Source organism: Pseudoxanthomonas sp. (genome assembly GCF_051953815.1).
In the GTDB taxonomy this organism is placed as follows: Bacteria; Pseudomonadota; Gammaproteobacteria; order Xanthomonadales; family Xanthomonadaceae; genus Pseudoxanthomonas_A.
The window spans coordinates 1-20,701 of record NZ_JBQCIJ010000009.1 but is presented as its reverse complement, the minus strand read 5'-3'; the positions used below and the strand labels follow the sequence as shown (position 1 = coordinate 20,701).

Sequence of the window (20,701 nt, the reverse complement as noted above, 5' to 3'; positions counted from 1 at the left end):
GTTTTGCGTGGATAATGGGCCGCATCGGGCGACCCCGCCGCGCGAAGGAGTCTTCCATGAAGAACTTCAAACCCAATCCCGGCGTGGCCATCGCGCTGGGCATCGCCATCGGCGCCGCGGTCGGTGTCGCCACCGGCAACCTGGCCCTGTGGCTGGCCCTCGGCGTGGCGATTGGCGGGGGGCTGTCCGCCGCGGCCGCTGCCCGCAAATCCAAGGATCCCGATTGATGTTCGACACCACGCCGCAACTCGACTGCGCCGGCCGCATTCTCAAGCTCGATCGCCCGCAGGTGATGGGCATCGTCAACGTCACCCCGGATTCGTTCTCCGACGGCGGCGCGCACGACACCCTGGAGGCGGCGGTCGCGCATGGCCTGAAGCTGGCGGAAGAGGGCGCGGACATTCTCGACATCGGCGGCGAATCGACCCGTCCGGGTGCGGCCGACGTGCCGGTGGAGGAAGAACTGCGGCGGGTGGTGCCGGTGATCGAACGACTGGCGAAGGAAATCGCGCTGCCGATCAGCATCGACACCTTCAAGCCGGAAGTGATGCACGCGGCGGTGCAGGCCGGCGCCGGCATGATCAACGATGTCTATGGACTGCGCCGCGAAGGCGCGCTGGAAGCCGCCGCCGCGCTCGGCGTGCCGGTGGTGCTGATGCACATGCAGGGCGAGCCGCGCTCGATGCAGGACGCGCCGCATTACGACGACGTGGTGGGCGAGGTGCACCGCTTCCTCGCCGAGCGCATCTTCGCCGCCGAAATGGCCGGCATCGCCAAGAAAAACATCCTCGTCGATCCGGGTTTCGGCTTCGGCAAGAACACCCGGCACAACCTCGCACTGCTGGCGCAACTGGAGCGCTTCGTCGAACTGGGCGTGCCGGTGTTGGCCGGCCTGTCGCGCAAGCGGACCCTGGGCAAACTCACCGGCCGCGAAGTCGCCAGCGAACGCGTCGCCGCCTCGGTCGCCGCGCACCTGATTGCCGCGCAGCGCGGCGCGGCGATCGTGCGCGTGCATGACGTGGCCGCAACCGTCGATGCGCTCAAGGTGTGGAACGCGGTGGCCGCGGTGCCGCAACCGCGCGCGAAACCGGCCGCGCCGACGATTCGCTGGCCGGATGAGGATTGAGGGGCTTGCCCGCTTCTTGGCCCCCTTTAAAAAAGGGGGCGGGCACCTGCGAGGCAGATGACGGGGGATTTGTTTTTCGCGCCAAAAGCAAATCCCCCTTAATCCCCCTTTTTCGCTCTCAACAGCCGAATGGCTGATCAAGGGGGAGATAAAAACCCACCTTCCTATCCAAGTCCCCAATCCCGAATCCCGAATCCCCAACCAACCCCGCATGCCCGCCGACACCCGCCCGCTCGCCATTGCCCTGATGGGCCCGACCGCCTCGGGCAAGACGGCGTTGGCGATGGAATGGGCCGAGCGCTGCGGTGGCGAGATCGTCAGCATCGATTCGGCGCTGGTGTATCGCGGCCTGGATATCGGCGCGGCCAAGCCGGATGCGGCGATGCAGGCGCAGGTGCGGCACCACCTGATCGATGTGCGGGATCCGTGGCAGACCTATTCGGCAGCCGAGTTCGCCGCCGACGCGCGCGCCGCGCTGGCCGATATCGCCGCGCGCGGCAGGCTGCCGATTCTGGCGGGCGGGACCGGGCTGTATTTCCGCGCATTGCTGGAGGGATTGGCGCCGATGCCGGAAGCCGATCCCGACACCCGCGCCGCGCTCGCCGCCGAAGCGGTCGAGCGGGGCTGGCCGGCCCTGCATGCGGAGCTGGCCCGGGTCGACCCCGCCGCCGCCGCGCGTATCCACGCCACCGATCCGCAGCGCATCCAGCGCGCGCTGGAGGTCTACCGGCTCAGCGGCAAGCCCATCAGCCAATGGCAGCGGGAACCCGGACCACCGCGGCTGCCGTTCCGGGTGCTCAAGCTGGTGCTGGCGCCCGCCGAGCGCGCCGTGCTGCATGCGCGCATCGAACAACGTTTCGACACCATGCTGGCCGAGGGTTTCCTGGACGAGGTCCGGCGCCTGCGCGCGCTGCCGCGCATGCAGGCCGTGGTCGCGCCGCTGGACCTGCCGGCGGTGCGCGCGGTGGGCTATCGCCAGGCCTGGGAACACCTGGACGGGACCACTTCCGCGGCAGAATTCCGCGACCGCGCCATCTTCGCCACCCGCCAGCTCGCCAAGCGCCAGCTGACCTGGCTGCGGGGCGAACTGGACGCCCGCTGGTTCGATCCGGGGCGCGATTCGGCCGCCCTGGAGCGGGCCCGACGGCAGTTTCTGGGCGCTGTGTAGCTGGTCAAACCGCCCCGGTTGTGTAACATCGGGGGCCGGGCCGCCAGGGGATACCAAGCGCGCGGACCCGGAAACACCACAATTATTCCTATAAGCGACACTTCGGGAGTTCGCCATAATGTCCAAGGGGCAATCCTTGCAGGATCCTTTCCTGAACGCTCTGCGCCGCGAGCGGGTGCCGGTTTCGGTCTACCTGGTCAACGGCATCAAGTTGCAGGGCACGATCGAATCGTTCGACCAGTTCGTGGTCCTGCTGCGCAATACCGTCAGCCAGATGGTCTACAAGCACGCCATTTCCACCGTGGTGCCGGCGCGCAACGTGCGCGTGGGACCGGGAGGCGGCTACGTGCAGTCCAATGAGGGCGGCGCGCCGGGCGAAGAAGAAGAAACCGAGTAACCACCCGGGAAACCGGTGAAGATTCCAGGGTGAAATCGGGGGCCGGCGCCCCCATGTAATGGGATCCGGGCGCCACGGCGGCCGGATCCTCCCTGACATCGAGTCCAAACCGCTTCCCCATGTTCGAACGTTCCCGCAAAGGCGAACACGCCCTCCTGATCCAGCCCCACGCCGGCGGCCCGCCGGATGATGGCGCCTCGGAGGAGTTCACCGACCTGGCCCGCTCCGCCGGCGCCACCATCGCCGCGTTGCTCACCGCCCGCATCGACCGGCCCAATCCGTCCACTCTGATCGGCAGCGGCAAGCTGGAAGAAATCAAGGCTGCGGCCGAGGCCACCGGCGCCGATCTGGTGCTGGTCAACTATCCGCTCTCGCCCGGCCAGGAACGCAACCTGGAGAAGTACCTGGAGCGCCGCGTGCTGGACCGCACCGGCCTGATCCTGGACATCTTCGCCCAGCGCGCCCGCAGCCACGAGGGCAAGCTGCAGGTGGAACTGGCCCAGCTCAAGCACATGGCCACCCGCCTGGTCCGCGGCTGGACCCACCTGGAGCGCCAGCGAGGTGGTTCCATCGGCCTGCGCGGCCCGGGTGAAACCCAACTGGAAACCGACCGCCGCCTGCTGCAGAAGCGGGTAGAGCAGTTGCAGAAGCGGCTGGAGAAAGTGGAAGTGCAGCGCACCCAGATGCGCCGCGCCCGCGTGCGCAGCGAACTGCCGCGCGTGGCCCTGGTCGGCTACACCAACGCCGGCAAGTCCACCCTGTTCAATGCCCTGACCGGCGCGGAGGCGTACGCGGCCGATCAGTTGTTCGCCACCCTGGATCCCACCGTGCGCCGCATTGAGCTGCCCGGCGGCGGCGTGGTGCTGGCCGACACCGTCGGCTTCGTCCGCGACCTGCCGCACGAACTGGTCGCCGCGTTCCGCTCCACCTTGTCCGAGGCGCGCGAGGCGGACCTGCTGCTGCACGTCATCGACGCGGCGGATCCGCTGCGCGAGGAACGCATCACCCAGGTCGACGAAGTGCTGCAGGCCATTGGCGCCGGCGATATTCCGCAGTTGCTGGTGTTCAACAAGATCGATCGCATCGAGGGCGCCACGCCGCGCCACGATCAACCCAACGAGGGCCACGAGCGCGTGTGGATTTCCGCGCGCGACGGGGCCGGGCTGGACGTGCTCAAGGAAGCGCTGGCGCAGAAGCTCGGGCTGGAACGGATCATCGGCACCGTGCACCTGGGCGAACGTTCGGCGCGCCTGCGTTCGCGCCTGCACGCGCTCGGCGCGGTGCGCGGCGAACGCCACGACGAAACCGGCTGGCACCTGGATCTGGACATGGCCCTGGCCGACGCGCGCCGTCTGGCCGCCGAGGCGGGCGGCCACGCGCTGGAAACCCTGCTCCCCGAACCGGTCGAAGACACCTTCTGACAGAAATCCGCGAGAACAGCGCGGGCTCGTGTGGGAGCAGGCAGGTGGGGCTCCTGTAGGAGCGACGTGAGTCGCGACCGAATATCCCACCCGCCCCACAAACCACCCCGCCACCCACCGCCACCCACCGCCACCCACCCGCGAAAAACCGCCCGCCCCATGCCCTTCAGCCCTTGTCCGGCGGCCGGGCGGCCCTATCTTGTAGAATCGGAAACGCGTCGGTTTCGGCCCACGCATCATTGACGACGGAGTGGGCATGGCCTGGAACACCCCTGGAAGCGGCGGCTCTGGTAGCGGCGGCGGAAACGGCAACAACGACAACCGACGGGGCTGGAATCCCCGCGGCGGCAACAGTGGCGGCGGCCTCGGCGACCTGCTGGATCGCCTGCGTGGCTCCTTCGACGGCAACGGCCCCCTGCGCTGGATTGGCGTGGCGCTGCTGCTGGTCGTCCTGTTCTCCAGCTTCCAGCTGATCGGCGAACAGCAGCGCGGCGTTGTCCTGCGCTTCGGCCAATTCTCCCGCGTCATGCAGCCGGGACCCAACTTCAAGTGGCCGTGGCCGATTGAAAGCGTCACCAAGGTCAACGCCACCGAGATCAAGAATTTCAGCAACACCATGCCGGTGCTGACCCGCGACGAGAACATCGTCACCGTGTCGGTCAACGTGCAGTACCGCATCGCCGACCCGCGCCTGTACCTGTACGGCTCGCGCAATGCCGACGACGTGCTGCAACAGGCCGCGCAGAGCGCGGTGCGCGAGCAGGTCGGCCGTTCGGATCTGGACACCGTGCTCGGCGAGCGCGGCCCGCTGGGCAGCCAAGCCAAGGAGCGCCTGCAGGCCTCGCTGGATGCCTACAAGACCGGCCTGGTGGTGACCGAACTCAACCTGCCCGACGCGCGTCCGCCGGAGGAAGTGAAGCCGGCCTTCGACGAGGTCAACTCCGCCCAGCAGATCAAGGATCGCCTGGTCAACGAAGCGCGCGCCTATGCCGCCCGCATCGTGCCCGAGGCGCGCGGTACCGCCGCCCGCACCCGCACCGAGGCCGAAGGCTACAAGGCCGCCGTGGTGGCGCGCGCCCAGGGTGACGCGGATCGGTTCTCGTTGCTGCAGGAACAGTACAAGAACGCGCCCGACGTCACCCGCAAGCGCCTGTGGCTGGAAACCGTCGAGCAGGTGTTGCAGCAGAACAACCGCAAGGTCGTCGGTGGCGACAGCCGCCAGCTGATCTACCTGCCGATGCCGGCGCAGGCCGGCACCAATAATCGGGCCGTACCCGCGCCGACGCCGGAAGTGGTGATGCCCGCCGTGGAAAGCAGCGCGACAACCCCGCTGCGCAGTGCCGAGCGTCCCGCGCGACCGGCCGGACGTGAGGAGAGTGGACGATGAGACTTCCCGCAATCGTGGCGCTGCTGGTCGCCATCGTGCTGGGCCTGATGGGCTCGGTGTACGTCGTGCGTGAGGACCAGACCGGCCTGGTCCTCAACCTGGGCCGCGTGGCCCGCGCCGACATTCCGCCGGGGCTGCACTTCAAGTGGCCGCTGGTGGAAACCGCGCGCGTGTTCGATCGCCGCTTCCAGGTGCTGGAAACCCAGCCCGAGCGCTACCTGACCTCCGAGCGCAAGGATGTCAGCATCGACTTCTTCGCCGTGGGCCACATCTCCGACGTGCGCGCGTTCTACCGCGCCACCGGCGGCGACGAAAAGCTGGTCAATGATCGCCTCGCGCCGATCATCACCGACTCGCTGCGCAACGAAATCAACGCCCGCACGCTCACCCAGCTGGTCTCCGGCGATCGCAACCAGATCGTCACCGCCCAGCTTAAGAGCATCAACGAGGGCGCCGCCACCCTGGGCATGCGCATCACCGATCTGCGCCTGAAGCAGATAGACCTGCCCACCGACAGCCAGGTCATCACCGACGTCTACGAGCGCATGCGCGCCCAGCGCAAGCAGGTCGCCAGCCAGCTGCGCGCCGAAGGCGAGGAGCAGGCCCGCACCATCAGCGCCCAGGCCGATCGCGATCAGGCCGTGCTGGTGGCCGAAGCCGAGCGCGACGCCCAGCGCCTGCGCGGTGAAGGCGACGCCGAGGCGGCCCGCGTCTACGCCAGCGCCGCCAACAAGGACCCCGCGTTCTTCGCCTTCCAGCGCAGCCTGGACGCCTATCGCGCCTCCTTCCGCGACGGCAACAGCGTCATCGTCCTGGACAAGGACGATCCGTTCCTGCAGTACCTCAAGAGCGACCGCTAAGCGCGGTCGCTCCGGGAATCGGGAGTGGGGAATCGAGCCTCGGTTTTCCCATTCCCCGGCCCGGCCCGGGCGGTGAATCCGCCACGCTGCTGAAACGGGGATCGGGCCTAAGCCCGCAAACGATCCGTTCGCCGGCGGCCCACGATTCCCGATTCTCCCTTTCCCCATTTCCGGCCACTCAATGCCCGATCTCTGGTCCGCCCTCTGCCTGGTCGCCGTCCTGGAAGGCCTGTTCCTGCTGGTCTCGCCGGGGCTGTGGAAGCGGGTGGCGTTGCAGTTGCTCAACCTGCCCGACGCCCAGATCCGCCAGGCCGGCGGCCTGGTCCTGATCATTGGCCTGACCCTGCTGTGGTGGCTGCGGCACTGAGGTCCCCGTCGCTCCCTGTGGGAGCGACGCAAGTCGCGACCGGCAAGCCGGACAGAAGCCGGAAATCCGGAAGTCGATAACCCCGGCGACAGTGGCCGCATGGTCGCGGTTTGCGCCGCTCCTGCCAGGCAAAGAGGGCAGGGGCCGCTGGCCGGATTTCCCCCCGTTCAGCCAATCGGGGTAGCCCCCTTCACCCAAAACCCGGATAATGCACAAAAGCCGGACGGGCGCTCGCCAGAGCCAACCCCGCCGGCTTTTTCCGTGTCTGGGCACAGCGTAGTGGACCCCTCCCCGATGGAGACGGCCCGCATCGGTAACGCCGCGCCCGGTCCGGCCCATCCCGGCGGCCCCGATGGTCGCCAACAAGCGAAGGAGTTACCCGTCATGGGTCAGTCAGTCGTCGTGCTCGGCGCCCAGTGGGGCGATGAAGGCAAAGGCAAAATCGTCGACCTGCTTACCGAGGAAATCGGTGCGGTCGTCCGCTTCCAGGGCGGCCACAACGCCGGCCACACCCTGGTCATCAACGGCAAGAAGACCGTCCTCCACCTGATTCCCTCCGGCATCCTGCGGCCCGACGCCCTGTGCCTGATCGGCAACGGCGTGGTCATCAGCCCGGCCGCCCTCAAGAAGGAAATCGAAGAGCTGGAAACCAGCGGCGTGGACGTGCGCTCGCGCCTGAAGATTTCCCCGGCCGCCCCGCTGATCATGCCGTACCACATCGCCCTGGATCAGGCCCGCGAAAAGGCCGCCGGCGGCAAGGCCATCGGCACCACCGGCCGCGGCATCGGCCCGGCCTATGAAGACAAGGTGGCGCGTCGCGGCATCCGCATCGCCGACCTGCATTACCCCGACCAACTGGCCGAAAAGCTGCGCAGCGCGCTGGACTACCACAACTTCGTCCTCACCAAGTACCTGGGCGTAGACGCGGTGGACTTCCAGCAGGTCTACGACGAAGCGCTGGCCTTCGGAGAATACGTCCAGCCCATGAAGTCCGACGTGGCCGGCATCCTGCACGACCTGCGCAAGCAGGGTAAGCGCGTGCTGTTTGAAGGCGCCCAGGGCGCCCTGCTGGACATCGACCACGGCACCTATCCCTACGTCACCAGCTCCAACACCACCGTCGGCGGCGCGCTGGCCGGCAGCGGCGTGGGCGCGGACGCCATCGACTACGTGCTGGGCATCGCCAAGGCCTACGCCACCCGCGTGGGCGGCGGCCCGTTCCCGACCGAACTGGACGACGAAGTGGGGCAGGGCATCCGCGACCGCGGCCAGGAATACGGCGCCTCCACCGGCCGTCCCCGCCGCTGCGGCTGGATCGACATCGTCGCGCTCAAGCGCGCCGTGGCCATCAACGGCATCACCGGCCTGTGCATCACCAAGCTGGACGTGCTGGACGGCATGGAAAAGCTGAAGATGTGCATCGCCTACCGCTACCGCGGCAAGGAAACCGAGTACGCCCCGCTGGACGCCCAGGGCTGGGAAGAATGCGAGCCGGTCTACCTGGAATTCCCCGGCTGGTCCGAAACCACCCACGGCATCACCGAATGGGACAAGCTGCCCCCGGCCGCCCGCGCCTACCTGCGTGCCCTGGAAGAACTGTCCGGCTGCCCGCTGGCCATCGTCTCCACCGGCCCGGACCGCGACCATACGATGACGTTGCAGGATCCGTTTGCTTGAGTTGAGGTTGGGCTTAGGCCGACCGAGCAGTGAGAGAAAAGCCCCGCATTGCGGGGCTTTTTTTATATGTTAAGTAAAGTATTCGGTATTTAGTTCGACCAAAAGCGGAATTCATGTAAATGTGCAATCATCGGGGCGTCTGCTGAGTGATTTACATGGAGAAAGTGCATGTCTGAGGATGAACCGATTACGCTTTCGATGGCATGGGGGATTGCGCAGGATGTGATCACTAGAGCTGGTGCGATAGATGTGACGCTCAATTGCGACACAAATCTATTCATTGATCCTCTACTTTTGTCGGAAGCGTCAAATAAAGATTTCCGAGAATGCGCAAGCACAGCATATGAGGGTAGATTCAATCAGCTAATAGAGCTTCTGGCGGCATCGAAGTCAGTCGATGACGCTGCGTGGCGCGCCGCAAAGAAGAAAATTTCATTTCATGAAATCGGATATACCCATCTCGGTTACTCGTCAGGCACTAGCGGGTCTGGATTTGGTGACAAACTTGCAGGAAATCTGATTTCGACCGCAAAGGAAGTTGTTAGTTTGGGTGTCGACAACCCGAATCTTTTTGTTGCTCTCGCATTGTTCGAGGACGGCGTGGGTGCTGACAGGATCAGCGACATGACTACCAACATCATAGTCGCGTGCCTTGCTCGATTTACGGCTTCAGCATGTAGTGATATCGGCGTGGCAACTGAAAAATTCAAAATTGGGGGTGTTTTCTATGATTTGCCACCAAATCCAATTAAGAGATCTGAGCCAATTCTCCTTGTTCCTAAGGATGTTGTAAGGGATCTTCCTGTTGCTTCTGACTGGAACTCAGTTGGCTCGGCGGCCAGGGAGACCGAGGATTTGCGGGAGCGTGTAAATGCTCATATCGGTGAGATATGGAAAGCAAAAACACGAAAAGACAAAGAGGAGGTTCGCAAGAATGCGATGCGAAGCAAGGCGTCTTTCGAGACCTTCTTGGAGGTAATTAGAAATGCCGCTGATGAGTCCTACGATGTAAAGAACGACCATCGTGGCGAAATATATCCAGCGGACCTTCGTAGGGGGATATCCAGAGCCCAGCCCCTCGACTTACATAAATATTCCAACAGAAAGCTTAGTTTGGATGAGGTTGATGAGGTTGTTGTGGCGATAATTTCGCAGTTCAAGGACTTGGTGGAGAATCGCGGGTTATGGAAGGAATTTTGGGATGATAGGCAGGAGAATCCTCGACTAGAGAAGGCCATGCAACGTATCTTTTATGCTGTTGCTCTTTCTTATTGCGAAGCAAATGACCTGGATATTTCTCCTGAGTCGGATGGTGGTGCGGGGCCGGTTGATTTCAAAGTTTCCGGTGGCGCTAGATCAAAGGTTCTTCTTGAGTTAAAGCGTTCCACGAACCCAAAACTGGTGGACGGATATACCAAGCAATTGGAAGCTTATCGCGCATCTGAAGGAACGACCCGTGCGCACTACGTCGTAATTGATGTTGGCGGTCTCACGCCTGCGAAGATGAAGGGATTGAGTGATGCTCGATCTGACCTTATCAAGGCGGGCCTTGAGCCATCCGAATTTGTAATTATTGATGGTGGCGTACAAAAATCGGCTAGCAAGCGATGAGTTGATCTCGGCTTGTAAAAATTTCACTCGCCTATCTATTGTCATTCAATATCTACGCTGATTTGGAAATTGACTTACGTATTGGAAATGATGCTCGCCTAGGCTCAATGTGCGTTGACACTACCCGCCCCAGCCCTTAACCATTGCCCCCGGAGCCTCGAAACTCCTCACTAAGCGGTACCCACCTCCGAAACACTGGTGGGTTTTTATGCCCGAACTCACCTTCGGGCATAATTTCCCGTCGCAGGCTTCCTGTGTCGGGAGGGCGGCTAATACAACACCCCACAAGGGGAATACGCCCGCCGTCTTAGTGCGGTTTCGAGCCTCCCGACATCCCGCCTGCGCGTGCAGGCGGGCCACCGCACTGCAAGGGAGCACTGCCATGGGCGACGATCGCCACACCCACTCTCACCCCCACCAACGGCCGCGCGAAGAAAAGAAGCGCACCGGCTACCTGCTGACGCAGGAGGCCTATCACCTGCTGTACGGCCTGCACCAGCGGGTGCAACTGACCACCACCTTGTCCCGCTCCCGCAGCGAACTGCCCAAGCGCTACGAACCCAGCCCGCCGGTGGGCGATTGGGCCTACATCCTGGAAAAGTGGACCGAGGAACTGGACTTCATCCTCAAGAACACCGCCTGGCAGCCGCGCTAACTGGCACGTGAAAACCGGGCGGCGGCGTCGCCCGGTTCCAAGGCATCAAGCTGGCGGCGGGGAGGGCGCGGAGCGCCGCGTCCGAACAAGCGCCACCATTGCGTTCCCGGCTGACCAGAGAAACAGCAGAAGCAGGGAGATGCCAGCAAGCAACGTCCACAGGAGATAGGCCGCGTAAGCGGGAGGAACATGGGTTCCACCCAGAAACAGGGCGCCCTGCAAGAACATCCCCGACGCCGCCAGGGCGAACAACGCACGCAACCAACTGCGTTGATAGGACGGTGGCCGCAGCAGGAAGTACACCATCACAGCCTGCACGGCCATGATGAATAACAGAATCAGGACCAGGTAGATTGGATACGGCGGAGGCGATGGCGCATCCCATATGTCCCCATAAGGGTCGATGTACCGAGATCCCATGCCGATGACGCCAGCAGCCCCCAACAGCCACGTCAACGGAATGGCGATAGCTTGGAACCGGCGCTTATGGGCGGTGGACATGCGGACCTGTCTTTCCTTGGAGGACGCCGCGGTAGCGTATTCCTTCTCATACACCGTGAGGAGTGGGCGAGGCGGGCTTCGGGCGTTCTAGGGTCCGCGGTCGGGGAGGGCCCTTCAGAGGTGAAAATGTGATTTTCCTCGCTTATGCTTTGAGGCATGGGGTATTGGTGGGTCAATCACAAGAAGACCGGCAAGCGGGAGGTCCAAGGAGGATTCCTGTGGTCGCCTAAGCGCGATCGTCGTGGTCGCCCTTTGCGGGGCTACGACAACATGGAATTGGCCCAGCCCGGCGACGTCGTGTTTTCGATGATTGGCGCCCAAGTAGGGCACATCGGCATCGTTCAAGCACTGGCCGAAACCGCGACCAAGCCGGAGGAATTTGGGAAGGCAGGCGATGACTGGGCCCGCGAGGGCTGGAAGCTACCGGTGACATTCCAGCCGGTTCCCCAGTCCTTCCGACCCAAGGCGCAGTTAGCGCGATTGAAGCCGCATCTGCCGAAAGCACACTCCCCCATCAATCAGGATGGGGGCGGCAGCCAGAATCTGTATCTGGCTGAGATCTCTGACGACTTGGGCGAAGTGCTGCTGGAACTAGTGGGTCTTGCCGGCCAGGTTAGGCCAACTTCAACGCCTGCTGTGTCTAGCACCGAGGTGCTGGCGGATATCCAGCAGATTGAGTCCGATCAAAAGCTCAAGCCCACGACGCGGGAGCAATTGGTCAAAGCGCGCTTGGGGCAAGGGGTATTCCGCAATCGGGTGCTCAAGCTTCATCCCGTTTGCAAAGTGACCGGCATGGCCGACCCCCGTCTACTCCGCGCCAGTCACATCAAGCCTTGGCGCGAGTGCAACAACACAGAGCGATTAGATGGTGCCAACGGCATCATGCTGTCACCGCATATCGATGCGTTGTTTGATCAAGGACTGATCTCGTTCGAGAACGATGGCCGCATGTTGGTGCGCCCAGACCTCCCTGCTGAGGTCCTAAACCAATGGTCGATTCCGGCGAGCCTTACCGTGTCGCCCTTCCATGCCAGCCAATGGGAGTACTTGGCTTGGCATCGGGAGCAATGGGCTTCGACACAGGCCGCAGGTTAGTACGCTGCTCTCTACCGTTGGTCGGGCAGCCCACCTGACCTGACAGCACCGCTTCCTGTCTGCCGTCTTCCCGCCGACGAACGGCTACATCCGCGTGGCCGGCCGGTGCGTACCTCCGCGTGGTCTCGGTCAACGGATTCCTGTTCTTGCAGGTGCCGAGGGAGCCGGCATGCGCCAGGGCAATGTCTATCGATCGCCGGTCTCGCACGGATGCGCCGCCGAGGTGCGCCCGGGGTGGTGGCGTGCGGCCCTGGCTTCCTGCCTTCGTTTGCCTGATGGCATCGCCGCGTCGGGGCGACCTTTCGCATTCCGCTCAGCCCAACACCACGGGGCCGCCATGGGGGCGGCTTCGCATCGTGCCAGGAGGGTCATGCAATGCGCTTCAAGTCCAAGAGCCAGCAGGGGTTCCAGATTTTCGCGGTGACCGGGGTCAACACTATCAGTTTCGGCATCCAGGCCAGCGCCGCGGCGCGCAAGGGTCTGTTGGGGTTTGCCATCGAGCGGGAGGATCCGGTGGAGGATCAGCGGTACTTCATGCCCGGATTCAAGGTGTTTGAGTCCATCGTTCCGGTGCCGGGCGAAGATACCCGGGTCAGCACGGAGCAGCATCCCATCCAGGATTTCATCTGGAGCGACTTCACCGCCAAGGATGGCCGCAACTACACCTATCACTTCTATCCAATGCGCGGAAAGCCGAAGAACCTGGCGCGCGGTCCGGCGGTGAGTATCCAGGTACGGACGGAAAAGCTGTACACCACCGGCGAGCATGACGTGTTCTTCAACCGGGGTGTTGCCAGCAGCCAGGCGTACACCGCGAAGTTTGGCAATCGTCGGCCGGATCAACTGAAAGGCGCCAAGCAGCAGGAAGCCCTGGCCTGGTTGAGCCGGGATCTGGACGAAGCGCTGCTGAAGTTCATCCAGCAGGCCAAGAAGGGCGATGCACTGCGGGGGTGCTTCTATGAATTCCGCTATCCGCCGGCGGCCGAGGCGTTCAAGGCGGCCATCCAGCGCGGGGTGGACGTGAAGCTGATTGTCGACGCCAAGGAAAACGGCCAGAAGAACAAGAAGACCGGCAAGACGGAGCCGCCGTTCCCGCGCGAGGAGAATCTGGCGACGATCAAGGCGGCCGGCCTTCCCAAGAAGTCGATCGTCCTGCGCGAAGCGCGGCCCAATGAAATCCAGCACAACAAGTTCATGGTGTTACTGAAGGGCAAGGCACGCAAGCCTGCGCAGGTGTGGACCGGTTCCACCAACTTGTCCGTGGGTGGCATCCATGGCCAGACCAACGTGGGCCATTGGCTGCGCAACGAGGAGGTAGCCGATGCCTTCCATCGTTACTGGGAACTGCTGGAGACCGACCCGGGCGCGGTCCGCGATGACCCGGAGGCTCGACAGCACAACGCCGAGCTGCGCACGGCGGTGGAGGAACTGTGCGACGTTCCTGTGGCGCGCGAGGACATTCCCAAGGGCGTCTCGCCGGTGTTCAGTCCACGCAGCGGACCGAAGGTGCTGGATCTGTACGTGAACCTGGTGGACGAGGCGGACTACAACGCCTGCATCACGCTGGCGTTCGGAGTGGGCAAACAGTTCAAGGACAAGCTGGGCGACAACACCCAGGACGGCCACCTGTTGCTGATGTTGCTGGAAAAGCAGGACAAGCCCGGGAAGAAGAATGCCGACGAGTTCGTCACCCTCAACGCCAGCCAGAACATCTACAAAGCCTGGGGCAGTTACATCGACGATCCGGCCTATCAATGGGCGCGGGAAACCAATGCGCGGATACTCAAGTTCAATTCACACGTGAGTTACGTGCATTCCAAGTTTCTGCTGCGGGATCCGTTGGGACCCGACCCGATTGTGGTCACCGGCTCGGCCAATTTCAGCAAAGCATCCACCAACGACAGCGACGAGAACATGCTGCTGATTCGCGGCAACCGGCGGGTGGCGGACATCTACTTCACCGAGTTCAACCGGATCTTCTTCCACTACTACTTCCGTGCGGTCCGGCAGCAGGCGGATGAGATGGGGAAAGAGGCGCCGCCTTACCAGTTCCTGGCCGACAAGCCGGAAGGATGGTTGAAGCAGTACAAGCCCGGTTCGCTTCGGCAGAAGCGTCTGGACATGTTGCTGGAGATGAAGGGATTCGAGCCGTAGAGCTTGCAGTCGCGATTCACGCCGTTTCCGGCCAGGCGCAAACAAGATGCCTGGCCGGACTGGCGGCTTGGCTTACTGCGGCACGCGCATGGGACGCCCACCCTGGCAACTCATCTCCGATCCTCCGGCGAAGCGCGCGGTGACCAGGTTCTCGACGAAGCCGTTGAAGGCTTCGCCCCAGATCTTGCTGTGGCCGTTGACCAGTTTTCCCTTCACCCGCACGACCATGTACGGGGAATGCGGATCCGGGGCAGGGGTGCTGTCGGCGTAGCGCTTGAGTTCCACGCCATCCAGGCTCCAGGTGTTGGCGTTGCCGCAGATGAAGTCGTCCCAGCCCGGATAATTGGGGCGGATGGCGTCGGCGATCTGGCCGAGGGTCTTCATGCCCATCAGGCTCTGGATGCCCAGCAGTTGCCGGGTCCGGTCCGGCACGTCCAGCGTGTGGGTCCACTTTTCCTTCAGGTGGCCCAGCGCCACCAGATCGCGTTTGCGCTGGCCCTGGTCGGCGTAGTTGTTGGTGAGGGTGGAGAAGAAACGGCCGGCGGGAAAGGCGTAGCGCGTGGCCTTGTCCTTCTCCGACATGAAGACCGCCAGGATCGGCATCTGTCCGCGCGCGAAGGGAATCTGCCGCGAGCGGGCTTCCAGCGGGTCGTAGCGGGTGTTCTCGAAGGCCGGGTTGACCAGGATGACCATGTCGGCGACCGAAGCCGGCACCGGCTTGCAGGCGTCTTCCTGCAAGGCCACGCCCTCGGCGGATTCCACCCGGGTGTTGGAGAACGGCGCGATCTTCAGTTGCGGTTCTCCGGCACCGGCGGCGGGCACGCATTGCTGCGCTTCCACCAGTTCGCGCATCAGCAGATGCTCGGTGGCGTTGTAGACCAGCGCGCCGCCGAAGCTGTGCCCGGCGATGACCAGCGCATGCCGGCCGCCGTTGGCCGCCGGCTGCGAGCGCAGGGCGGACAGCTCGGAAATGATTTCGATGGCGCCGTCGGTGCCGATGCGATGCGCGGTGGCCTTGCGGCGCCAGAAGGTCAGTTCCTTGCCCGGTTCCCATTTCGTGCTCAGGCCGCGCCAGCCCAGGTAGACGCCTTCCACCTGGCGGCGCCGTTCGGGTGGAATCTGGTGCTCGGCCTCGTAGGCGGCCAGGTTGGCGCGCAGCTTGACCAGCAGGGCCTGGAAGTCGCGCACGTTTTCATCGCCGACTTCGGCGTTGTGCTTCCAGCCGTGGGCGAACAGCACCAGCAGGGTGGCGCGCTGGCGGGTGCGTTCACGCAGTAGATCCAGCGCCTGGCGGGTGCGGGCGCGATCGTGCAACGCGCCCTGGTCGTCGAACTCCACGTAAGTGATGTAGGCGCCGTCCGGCCCGCTGCGCAGCGGATGCCGGATCGCCGCGCGGCAGTCGCGCTGATCGGTTTCCTGGCAGGGCGTGGCCGATGCCGGCTGCACGCGATAGGCGACGTTGTGCGCGCAGCCGGCCAGCCACAGGCAGGCGACCGCGACGAGCGGACGGAACAGATGCATGGCCAATCCCCGGTTGATCCTTCAAACCTCCCTGCCGGCGGCCCGTGGCCGTCAGCCCCTCTTCCTCGCCGGCCCTCCCCAGGGCCATATCGGCGATATCGGCAAGCGTATACCAGGACTGAAGCGTCGGGCTTGGCCGGCGGCGCCAGACGGCGGAAGCACGCACGCTCCCGAGGGGCGGGGCTGCGCCATGGCGGGAGCGGAGAAAGCGGGAGGGCCTGGGTCCACCATCGCGGTGCCGGGCGGTGGGTGAGCCTGACGCGGCTTCACCCGGGAGCACCCGGTGACGGCAATGGTGGGCCGAGGCCCACCGGTGATCAGGCCGCCTGCTTGCGGGTGCGCGCGGCCTTCTTGGCGGCCGCCGAGCGCTTGGCCGGGCCTTTGGTGCGGGCGGCTTTCTTGGCCGCGGCGGAGCGGTCGGCGGCGGTGCGCTTGCTGGCGGCCTTCTTGGCCTGTTTGGACAGGGCGGTGCGGCTGACCGCTTTTTTTGCGGTCTTCTTGCTGGCGGTCTTCAGCGCTTTCTTGGCGCCGGCCGAGCGTTTGGCGGCGGGACGCTTGGCTGCGGCGGTCTTCTTCCTGCCCTTGGCGATGTCCTTGCGCGCCTTTTTCTTGACGGCGGGCGAGGCGGTGTCGCCGGGCTCGACGTCGATGCCGGCGCGGCGGGCCTTGGACAGACCGATGGCGATGGCCTGCTTCGTGTTCTGGACACCGTGCTTGCCTTCGCGGACGTGCTCGATTTCCTCGCGGACGAATTCGCCGGCCTGGGTGCTGGCCGACTTGCCTTCGCGCTTGTCGCGGGCGACGGCGCGGCGGGTTTTTTCTTCCGGCATGGCAGGGTTCTCCTTCGGGACAACGTGCCTGTGTTAGTCCTGTCGACGTGAACAGGCGGCGAAGGATGCGCGCCGGCGGACGCGTCTATCGCCGCGATAACGCTTGCTTGACGGCGGCGTGACATGCGCGGGACTAGCGTGAAGCCACCCTGTTTCGAGGGAGTATCGTCATGCACACGCCACAGGAACTCGAAAAGAAATTCTGGAAGCTGCTCAAGTCCGACATGGTCGTGATGATCGGCCTGGAGGGCGCCGAGGACGGACATACCCGTCCGATGACCGCGCAGGTGGAGGAGGAAGGGCACGGCCCCATCTGGTTCTTCACCACCACCGACAATCGCCTGGCCCAGCGCGTGGACACGCCGCAACGGGCCATCGCGACGTTCTCGGCCAAGGGCCACGATCTGTTCGCCAGCATCAACGGCATGCTGGTGCAACACACGGATCGCGACGTGGTGGATCGGTTGTGGAATCCCTATCTGGCCGCCTGGTACGAAGGCGGGATGGAGGACCCGCGCCTGTGTCTGTTGCGCTTCGAGGCCGAGCACGCGGAAATCTGGTTGAACGAAAATCCGATGCTGGCCGGCGTGAAGTTGATGCTGGGCATGGATCCGAAGAAGCACTATCGCGACCGGGTGGCGGAGGTGAATCTGCGGCATTGAGAATGGTCGCCTCCCTCTGCCGGCCGGAGACTCGTATGAGACATGGGCGGTCTCTTGCCGTGAGGTGGGAAAGGGAGGGCTGTCGGGTGCAAGAAGCAAATCCCCCTCGGTCCCTCTTCTTCGAAGGGGGAAGCAAAGCGGCGCGTACCCGTATCAAGTGCGCGATACCCGTTCCGCGCGAGCGAAGCAAGGAAAGTACGGCTGCTGCCCGTTGCGCGACGAACCCATGGGAGTCGGCATGCACTACAAACACCTGCGATTTGGACAAGGCTTTCGTACCGCGTTCGCGGTGCGGGAAGTGCAGGCGGCGGAAATGGTCATCGCGCCGGGTGAGGCGGAAGGCGGGCCGGACAATCGGCATCGCGGCGCGGACCAGTGGTTGTACGTGGTGTCCGGTACCGGTGTGGCGACCATCGAGGGCGAGCGGCAGACGCTGCGCGCGGGCAGCCTGCTGGTGATCGAGCACGGCGAGCGCCACGAGATCCGCAACACGGGGCGGACCTTCCTGAAGACGCTCAATCTCTACTATCCGCCGGCTTACGATCAGGACGAGGAACCGTTGCCGGCCGGCGAGGGCTGAGCAGGCACAGGCGTGGCACGAGGCACGCCTGCCGGACATGACGCGGCGGTCGCCGCGCCATGTCGCTGAATACGGGGCGCGGGATATTCAGTTCCGGCTTCACCCGCCCGAACGGTGAATGACCATGGCGCGTGCGGCTTGTCCGATCCGTCACGCCCGCCGCGTGAGGGAAACCAACGACGCGGAGAGGGGGCTTTGCGGCGATGCCCCCTCTGTCGGAATCCGATTGCATGCTTTTGTCAGACACCCAGATCCAAACCCACCTGTGCCGGCTGGAAGCCACCGACGCGCGCGCCATCGGCCAACTGGAAGCGCTGAGCGTCTGGATGGCGGCGCTGGTGCAGACCCACCCGGAGGGCGAGCGCCTGCGCGCGGTCGCCCACAAGCTGTCCTTGCGCGGTCCGTTCCAGGCGATGGCCGGCTACCAGGAAGAAGCGGCCGCCTACGACGCCACCTTCTGCCAGTTGATGGCGCTGAGCGACGGCACCCGCCCGGCGATACCGGCCGCACCGCCGCCGCGCGTGTGACCCGGGAGTGGGATAGAGTCGGGCTCCCTCGAACAAAGCGGTTGCCCATGTCCGTCGTCTCGCTGGTCCCGATGAACGAGCGCGCCTTCCGTGCGTTCCTGCATGCCGCGGTGGAAAACTACGCGGAAGAAAACGTCTCCGCCGGTCGCTGGCCGGCCGAAGGCGCGCGGGAACGTTCGCAGGCCGCCTTCGCGCAGTTGCTGCCGCAGGGCGCGGCGACGCCGGATCACCATCTGTTCGAGATCGTCGCCGGCGATGCCGGCGCGGTGGGATCGCTGTGGTACGGCGTATACACCGAGGGCGAACAGCGGCAGGTGCATGTGTATGACGTGCTGGTGCATCCGGCGCATCGCCGCCGTGGTCATGCGGCGGCGGCATTCGCCGCGATGGAAGCGCAGGTACGCGCGCTGGGCATCGACCGGATTGGCCTGCATGTGTTTGCCCACAACGCGGGCGCGCAGGCGTTGTATGCGCGGCTGGGGTATCTGACGGTGAGTCACAACCTGGTCAAGTCGCTGTAGCGGTCGCCTTCATCCATCCTTCGGATTCCGCTGGCGGGAAGGATCTGGTGCGTAGTCGGCGCTAAAGAGCAAATCCCCCTCAATCCCCCTTTTTCAAAGGGGGAGGTAAGGGTGGGCTTCCCGACAGGAACGCAGGGCTTCGATAGCACCCTTTGAAAAAGGGGGCGGGCGCCCGCGAAGCGGGTGACGGGAGATTGGCTTCTGGCGCGGAAAGAAAATCCCCCGGAGAAAAAAAGCCCCGCATCGCGGGGCTTTTTTCTTACATCACGTTCGGCTCGCTGAAGGCTTCCGGTTCGCCGGCGAAGGCTTCCACCGGGATGCAGCTGCAGAACACGTTCTTGTCGCCGTGCACGTTGTCCACGCGCGCCACCGGCGGCCAGTACTTCTGCAGCTTGAGGCTGGGCAGCGGGAAGGCGGCCAGCTCGCGCGGGTAGGCGTGAGTCCATTCGCTGGCGCTGACCTGGGTGGCGGTGTGCGGGGCGTGCTTGAGCGGGTTGTCCTCGCGATCCAGGCGGCCGTCCTCGACCGCGCGGATTTCGTCGCGGATCTGGATCATCGCGTCGATGAAGCGATCCAGTTCGTGCTGCGATTCGCTCTCGGTCGGCTCCACCATCAGCGTGCCGGCCACCGGGAAGCTCAGGGTGGGGGCGTGGAAGCCGAAGTCGATCAGGCGCTTGGCCACGTCCTCGGCGCTGATGCCGGTCTTGTCCTTGAGCGGACGCAGATCCAGGATGCACTCGTGCGCGACCAGGCCGTTGCGGCCGGTGTACAGGGTTTCGTAGTGCGGGGCCAGGCGCTTGGCGATGTAGTTGGCGTTGAGCAGCGCCACCTGGGTGGCCTTGCGCAGGCCGGCCGCGCCCATCAGGGTGATGTACATCCAGCTGATCGGCAGGATGCTGGCGCTGCCGAAGCTGGCCGCCGACACCATGCCCACGTCGCCTTCGCCGCCCAGCGTGCGCGGCAGGAACGGCGCCAGGTGCGACTTGACCGCGCACGGGCCCACGCCCGGACCGCCGCCGCCGTGCGGAATGCAGAAGGTCTTGTGCAGGTTGAGGTGGGAGACGTCCGAACCCCACTTGCCCGGCTGGGCCAGGCCCACGAGCGCGTTCATGTTCGCCCCGTCGATGTAGACCTGACCGCCCGCGGCGTGGACCGCGTCGCAGACCTCGCGCACGTCCGCGTCGTAGACACCATGCGTGGAGGGGTAGGTGATCATGATCGCCGCGACCCGGTCCGCGTTGGCCTCGATCTTCGCGGCGAGGTCGGCGTGGTCGATCGTGCCGTCCGAGGCGGTGGCGACGACGACGACCTTCATGCCTGCGAGCACGGCCGAGGCCGCGTTGGTCCCGTGCGCGGAGGCCGGGATGAGGCAGACGTCGCGCTGCGCCTGGCCGCGGGAGTGGTGGTAGCCGCGGATCGCGAGCAGGCCGGCGAGCTCGCCCTGCGAGCCGGCGTTGGGCTGGATCGACACGGCGGCGTACCCGGTGATCTCGGCGAGCCACTCCTCCAGCTGCTCGACCAGGACGCGGTAGCCGGCGACGTCCTCGAGCGGCGCCAGTGGGTGCATCTCGGCGAAGCCGGCCCACGAGATCGGCTCCATCTCCGCGGTGGCGTTGAGCTTCATCGTGCAGGACCCGAGCG

At 64.7% G+C, this 20,701-nt stretch carries 21 protein-coding genes; 17 read left to right on the top strand and 4 right to left on the bottom strand.

What is annotated here, in order from left to right; genetic code table 11:
• Positions 1-56: 56 nt before the first annotated feature.
• The 11 genes from ACTHN1_RS02345 (at position 57) to ACTHN1_RS02295 (ending at position 10,669) form a co-directional block, all read left to right on the top strand.
• Complete coding sequence (locus ACTHN1_RS02345; RefSeq protein ID WP_440469366.1) at positions 57-227, top strand: hypothetical protein; 171 nt, start codon at positions 57-59, stop codon at positions 225-227.
• Positions 227-1,126 carry a dihydropteroate synthase gene (folP, locus tag ACTHN1_RS02340; protein WP_440469365.1) on the top strand — a complete coding sequence of 300 codons (900 nt, stop codon included), beginning with the start codon at positions 227-229 and terminating at the stop codon, positions 1,124-1,126. Before ACTHN1_RS02345 ends, folP begins: the two co-directional genes overlap by 1 nt.
• A gap of 211 nt (positions 1,127-1,337) precedes the next feature.
• Positions 1,338-2,294, top strand: coding sequence for a tRNA (adenosine(37)-N6)-dimethylallyltransferase MiaA (miaA, locus tag ACTHN1_RS02335; RefSeq protein ID WP_440469364.1), 957 nt, complete (start codon positions 1,338-1,340; stop codon positions 2,292-2,294).
• Between the two features lie 118 nt (positions 2,295-2,412).
• A complete protein-coding gene (gene hfq, locus ACTHN1_RS02330) occupies positions 2,413-2,691 on the top strand; it encodes an RNA chaperone Hfq (RefSeq protein ID WP_295374471.1) in 279 nt (92 codons plus the stop codon).
• A gap of 119 nt (positions 2,692-2,810) precedes the next feature.
• Positions 2,811-4,112 carry a ribosome rescue GTPase HflX gene (hflX, locus tag ACTHN1_RS02325; protein WP_295374474.1) on the top strand — a complete coding sequence of 434 codons (1,302 nt, stop codon included), beginning with the start codon at positions 2,811-2,813 and terminating at the stop codon, positions 4,110-4,112.
• A gap of 256 nt (positions 4,113-4,368) precedes the next feature.
• A complete protein-coding gene (gene hflK, locus ACTHN1_RS02320; RefSeq protein WP_440469363.1) occupies positions 4,369-5,499 on the top strand; it encodes an FtsH protease activity modulator HflK in 1,131 nt (376 codons plus the stop codon).
• A complete protein-coding gene (gene hflC, locus ACTHN1_RS02315) occupies positions 5,496-6,359 on the top strand; it encodes a protease modulator HflC (RefSeq protein ID WP_440469362.1) in 864 nt (287 codons plus the stop codon). Before hflK ends, hflC begins: the two co-directional genes overlap by 4 nt.
• A gap of 181 nt (positions 6,360-6,540) precedes the next feature.
• Complete coding sequence (locus tag ACTHN1_RS02310; protein ID WP_440469361.1) at positions 6,541-6,726, top strand: DUF2065 domain-containing protein; 186 nt, start codon at positions 6,541-6,543, stop codon at positions 6,724-6,726.
• A gap of 384 nt (positions 6,727-7,110) precedes the next feature.
• Positions 7,111-8,403 carry an adenylosuccinate synthase gene (locus tag ACTHN1_RS02305; RefSeq protein ID WP_440469360.1) on the top strand — a complete coding sequence of 431 codons (1,293 nt, stop codon included), beginning with the start codon at positions 7,111-7,113 and terminating at the stop codon, positions 8,401-8,403.
• A 168-nt stretch (positions 8,404-8,571) separates the two neighbouring features.
• Positions 8,572-10,014 (top strand): hypothetical protein, encoded by a 1,443-nt coding sequence (locus ACTHN1_RS02300; RefSeq protein WP_440469359.1) that lies wholly within the window; start codon positions 8,572-8,574, stop codon positions 10,012-10,014.
• Between the two features lie 382 nt (positions 10,015-10,396).
• Positions 10,397-10,669, top strand: a complete 273-nt coding sequence (locus tag ACTHN1_RS02295; protein WP_440469358.1) for an XAC0095 family protein — start codon at positions 10,397-10,399, stop codon at positions 10,667-10,669.
• A 45-nt stretch (positions 10,670-10,714) separates the two neighbouring features.
• On the opposite strand, the gene ACTHN1_RS02290 is transcribed toward ACTHN1_RS02295, so the two are convergent.
• Entirely contained in the window at positions 10,715-11,170 is a 456-nt protein-coding gene (locus ACTHN1_RS02290; protein ID WP_440469357.1) for a hypothetical protein, read from the bottom strand.
• 156 nt (positions 11,171-11,326) lie between these two features.
• Between ACTHN1_RS02290 and ACTHN1_RS02285 the strand changes: the two genes are divergently transcribed.
• Positions 11,327-12,265 carry an HNH endonuclease gene (locus ACTHN1_RS02285; protein WP_440469356.1) on the top strand — a complete coding sequence of 313 codons (939 nt, stop codon included), beginning with the start codon at positions 11,327-11,329 and terminating at the stop codon, positions 12,263-12,265.
• Between the two features lie 375 nt (positions 12,266-12,640).
• On the top strand, positions 12,641-14,419 hold the full coding sequence (locus ACTHN1_RS02280) for a phospholipase D-like domain-containing protein (RefSeq protein ID WP_440469355.1): 1,779 nt from the start codon (positions 12,641-12,643) through the stop codon (positions 14,417-14,419).
• Between the two features lie 72 nt (positions 14,420-14,491).
• Here the strand turns inward: ACTHN1_RS02280 and ACTHN1_RS02275 are convergent, their stop codons facing one another.
• Both ACTHN1_RS02275 and ACTHN1_RS02270 read right to left on the bottom strand, forming a co-directional pair.
• On the bottom strand, positions 14,492-15,940 hold the full coding sequence (locus ACTHN1_RS02275; protein WP_440469354.1) for a hypothetical protein: 1,449 nt from the start codon (positions 15,938-15,940) through the stop codon (positions 14,492-14,494).
• 317 nt (positions 15,941-16,257) lie between these two features.
• Entirely contained in the window at positions 16,258-16,770 is a 513-nt protein-coding gene (locus tag ACTHN1_RS02270; protein ID WP_440469353.1) for a DUF6496 domain-containing protein, read from the bottom strand.
• Between the two features lie 170 nt (positions 16,771-16,940).
• Here ACTHN1_RS02270 and ACTHN1_RS02265 point away from each other — a divergent pair, with 170 nt between their 5' ends.
• The 4 genes from ACTHN1_RS02265 to ACTHN1_RS02250 all read left to right on the top strand — a co-directional run bounded on the left by ACTHN1_RS02265 (position 16,941) and on the right by ACTHN1_RS02250 (position 19,060).
• A complete protein-coding gene (locus tag ACTHN1_RS02265; RefSeq protein ID WP_440469352.1) occupies positions 16,941-17,432 on the top strand; it encodes a pyridoxamine 5'-phosphate oxidase family protein in 492 nt (163 codons plus the stop codon).
• A 238-nt stretch (positions 17,433-17,670) separates the two neighbouring features.
• Entirely contained in the window at positions 17,671-18,012 is a 342-nt protein-coding gene (locus ACTHN1_RS02260; protein WP_440469351.1) for a cupin domain-containing protein, read from the top strand.
• Between the two features lie 230 nt (positions 18,013-18,242).
• Positions 18,243-18,539: a hypothetical protein gene (locus ACTHN1_RS02255; protein ID WP_440469350.1), complete on the top strand. Its 297-nt coding sequence runs from the start codon at positions 18,243-18,245 to the stop codon at positions 18,537-18,539.
• Between the two features lie 47 nt (positions 18,540-18,586).
• Positions 18,587-19,060 carry a GNAT family N-acetyltransferase gene (locus tag ACTHN1_RS02250; RefSeq protein WP_440469349.1) on the top strand — a complete coding sequence of 158 codons (474 nt, stop codon included), beginning with the start codon at positions 18,587-18,589 and terminating at the stop codon, positions 19,058-19,060.
• A 259-nt stretch (positions 19,061-19,319) separates the two neighbouring features.
• Here the strand turns inward: ACTHN1_RS02250 and ACTHN1_RS02245 are convergent.
• The coding region (locus ACTHN1_RS02245; protein ID WP_440469348.1) for a glycine dehydrogenase at positions 19,320-20,701 on the bottom strand (1,382 nt) is incomplete at its 5' end.

What these genes read in the sequence shown, in the direction of transcription:
- ACTHN1_RS02285 (WP_440469356.1), top strand. Translation starts at nt 11,327, where the DNA reads ATGGGGTATTGGTGGGTCAATCACAAGAAGACCGGCAAGCGGGAGGTC.
- ACTHN1_RS02290 (WP_440469357.1), bottom strand. Translation starts at nt 11,170, where the DNA reads ATGTCCACCGCCCATAAGCGCCGGTTCCAAGCTATCGCCATTCCGTTG.
- ACTHN1_RS02265 (WP_440469352.1), top strand. Translation starts at nt 16,941, where the DNA reads ATGCACACGCCACAGGAACTCGAAAAGAAATTCTGGAAGCTGCTCAAG.
- ACTHN1_RS02260 (WP_440469351.1), top strand. Translation starts at nt 17,671, where the DNA reads ATGCACTACAAACACCTGCGATTTGGACAAGGCTTTCGTACCGCGTTC.
- folP (WP_440469365.1), top strand. Translation starts at nt 227, where the DNA reads ATGTTCGACACCACGCCGCAACTCGACTGCGCCGGCCGCATTCTCAAG.
- ACTHN1_RS02345 (WP_440469366.1), top strand. Translation starts at nt 57, where the DNA reads ATGAAGAACTTCAAACCCAATCCCGGCGTGGCCATCGCGCTGGGCATC.
- ACTHN1_RS02305 (WP_440469360.1), top strand. Translation starts at nt 7,111, where the DNA reads ATGGGTCAGTCAGTCGTCGTGCTCGGCGCCCAGTGGGGCGATGAAGGC.
- ACTHN1_RS02270 (WP_440469353.1), bottom strand. Translation starts at nt 16,770, where the DNA reads ATGCCGGAAGAAAAAACCCGCCGCGCCGTCGCCCGCGACAAGCGCGAA.
- hflK (WP_440469363.1), top strand. Translation starts at nt 4,369, where the DNA reads ATGGCCTGGAACACCCCTGGAAGCGGCGGCTCTGGTAGCGGCGGCGGA.
- ACTHN1_RS02300 (WP_440469359.1), top strand. Translation starts at nt 8,572, where the DNA reads ATGTCTGAGGATGAACCGATTACGCTTTCGATGGCATGGGGGATTGCG.
- hflC (WP_440469362.1), top strand. Translation starts at nt 5,496, where the DNA reads ATGAGACTTCCCGCAATCGTGGCGCTGCTGGTCGCCATCGTGCTGGGC.
- ACTHN1_RS02295 (WP_440469358.1), top strand. Translation starts at nt 10,397, where the DNA reads ATGGGCGACGATCGCCACACCCACTCTCACCCCCACCAACGGCCGCGC.
- ACTHN1_RS02250 (WP_440469349.1), top strand. Translation starts at nt 18,587, where the DNA reads ATGTCCGTCGTCTCGCTGGTCCCGATGAACGAGCGCGCCTTCCGTGCG.
- ACTHN1_RS02310 (WP_440469361.1), top strand. Translation starts at nt 6,541, where the DNA reads ATGCCCGATCTCTGGTCCGCCCTCTGCCTGGTCGCCGTCCTGGAAGGC.
- ACTHN1_RS02280 (WP_440469355.1), top strand. Translation starts at nt 12,641, where the DNA reads ATGCGCTTCAAGTCCAAGAGCCAGCAGGGGTTCCAGATTTTCGCGGTG.
- ACTHN1_RS02255 (WP_440469350.1), top strand. Translation starts at nt 18,243, where the DNA reads ATGCTTTTGTCAGACACCCAGATCCAAACCCACCTGTGCCGGCTGGAA.
- ACTHN1_RS02275 (WP_440469354.1), bottom strand. Translation starts at nt 15,940, where the DNA reads ATGCATCTGTTCCGTCCGCTCGTCGCGGTCGCCTGCCTGTGGCTGGCC.
- miaA (WP_440469364.1), top strand. Translation starts at nt 1,338, where the DNA reads ATGCCCGCCGACACCCGCCCGCTCGCCATTGCCCTGATGGGCCCGACC.
- hflX (WP_295374474.1), top strand. Translation starts at nt 2,811, where the DNA reads ATGTTCGAACGTTCCCGCAAAGGCGAACACGCCCTCCTGATCCAGCCC.
- hfq (WP_295374471.1), top strand. Translation starts at nt 2,413, where the DNA reads ATGTCCAAGGGGCAATCCTTGCAGGATCCTTTCCTGAACGCTCTGCGC.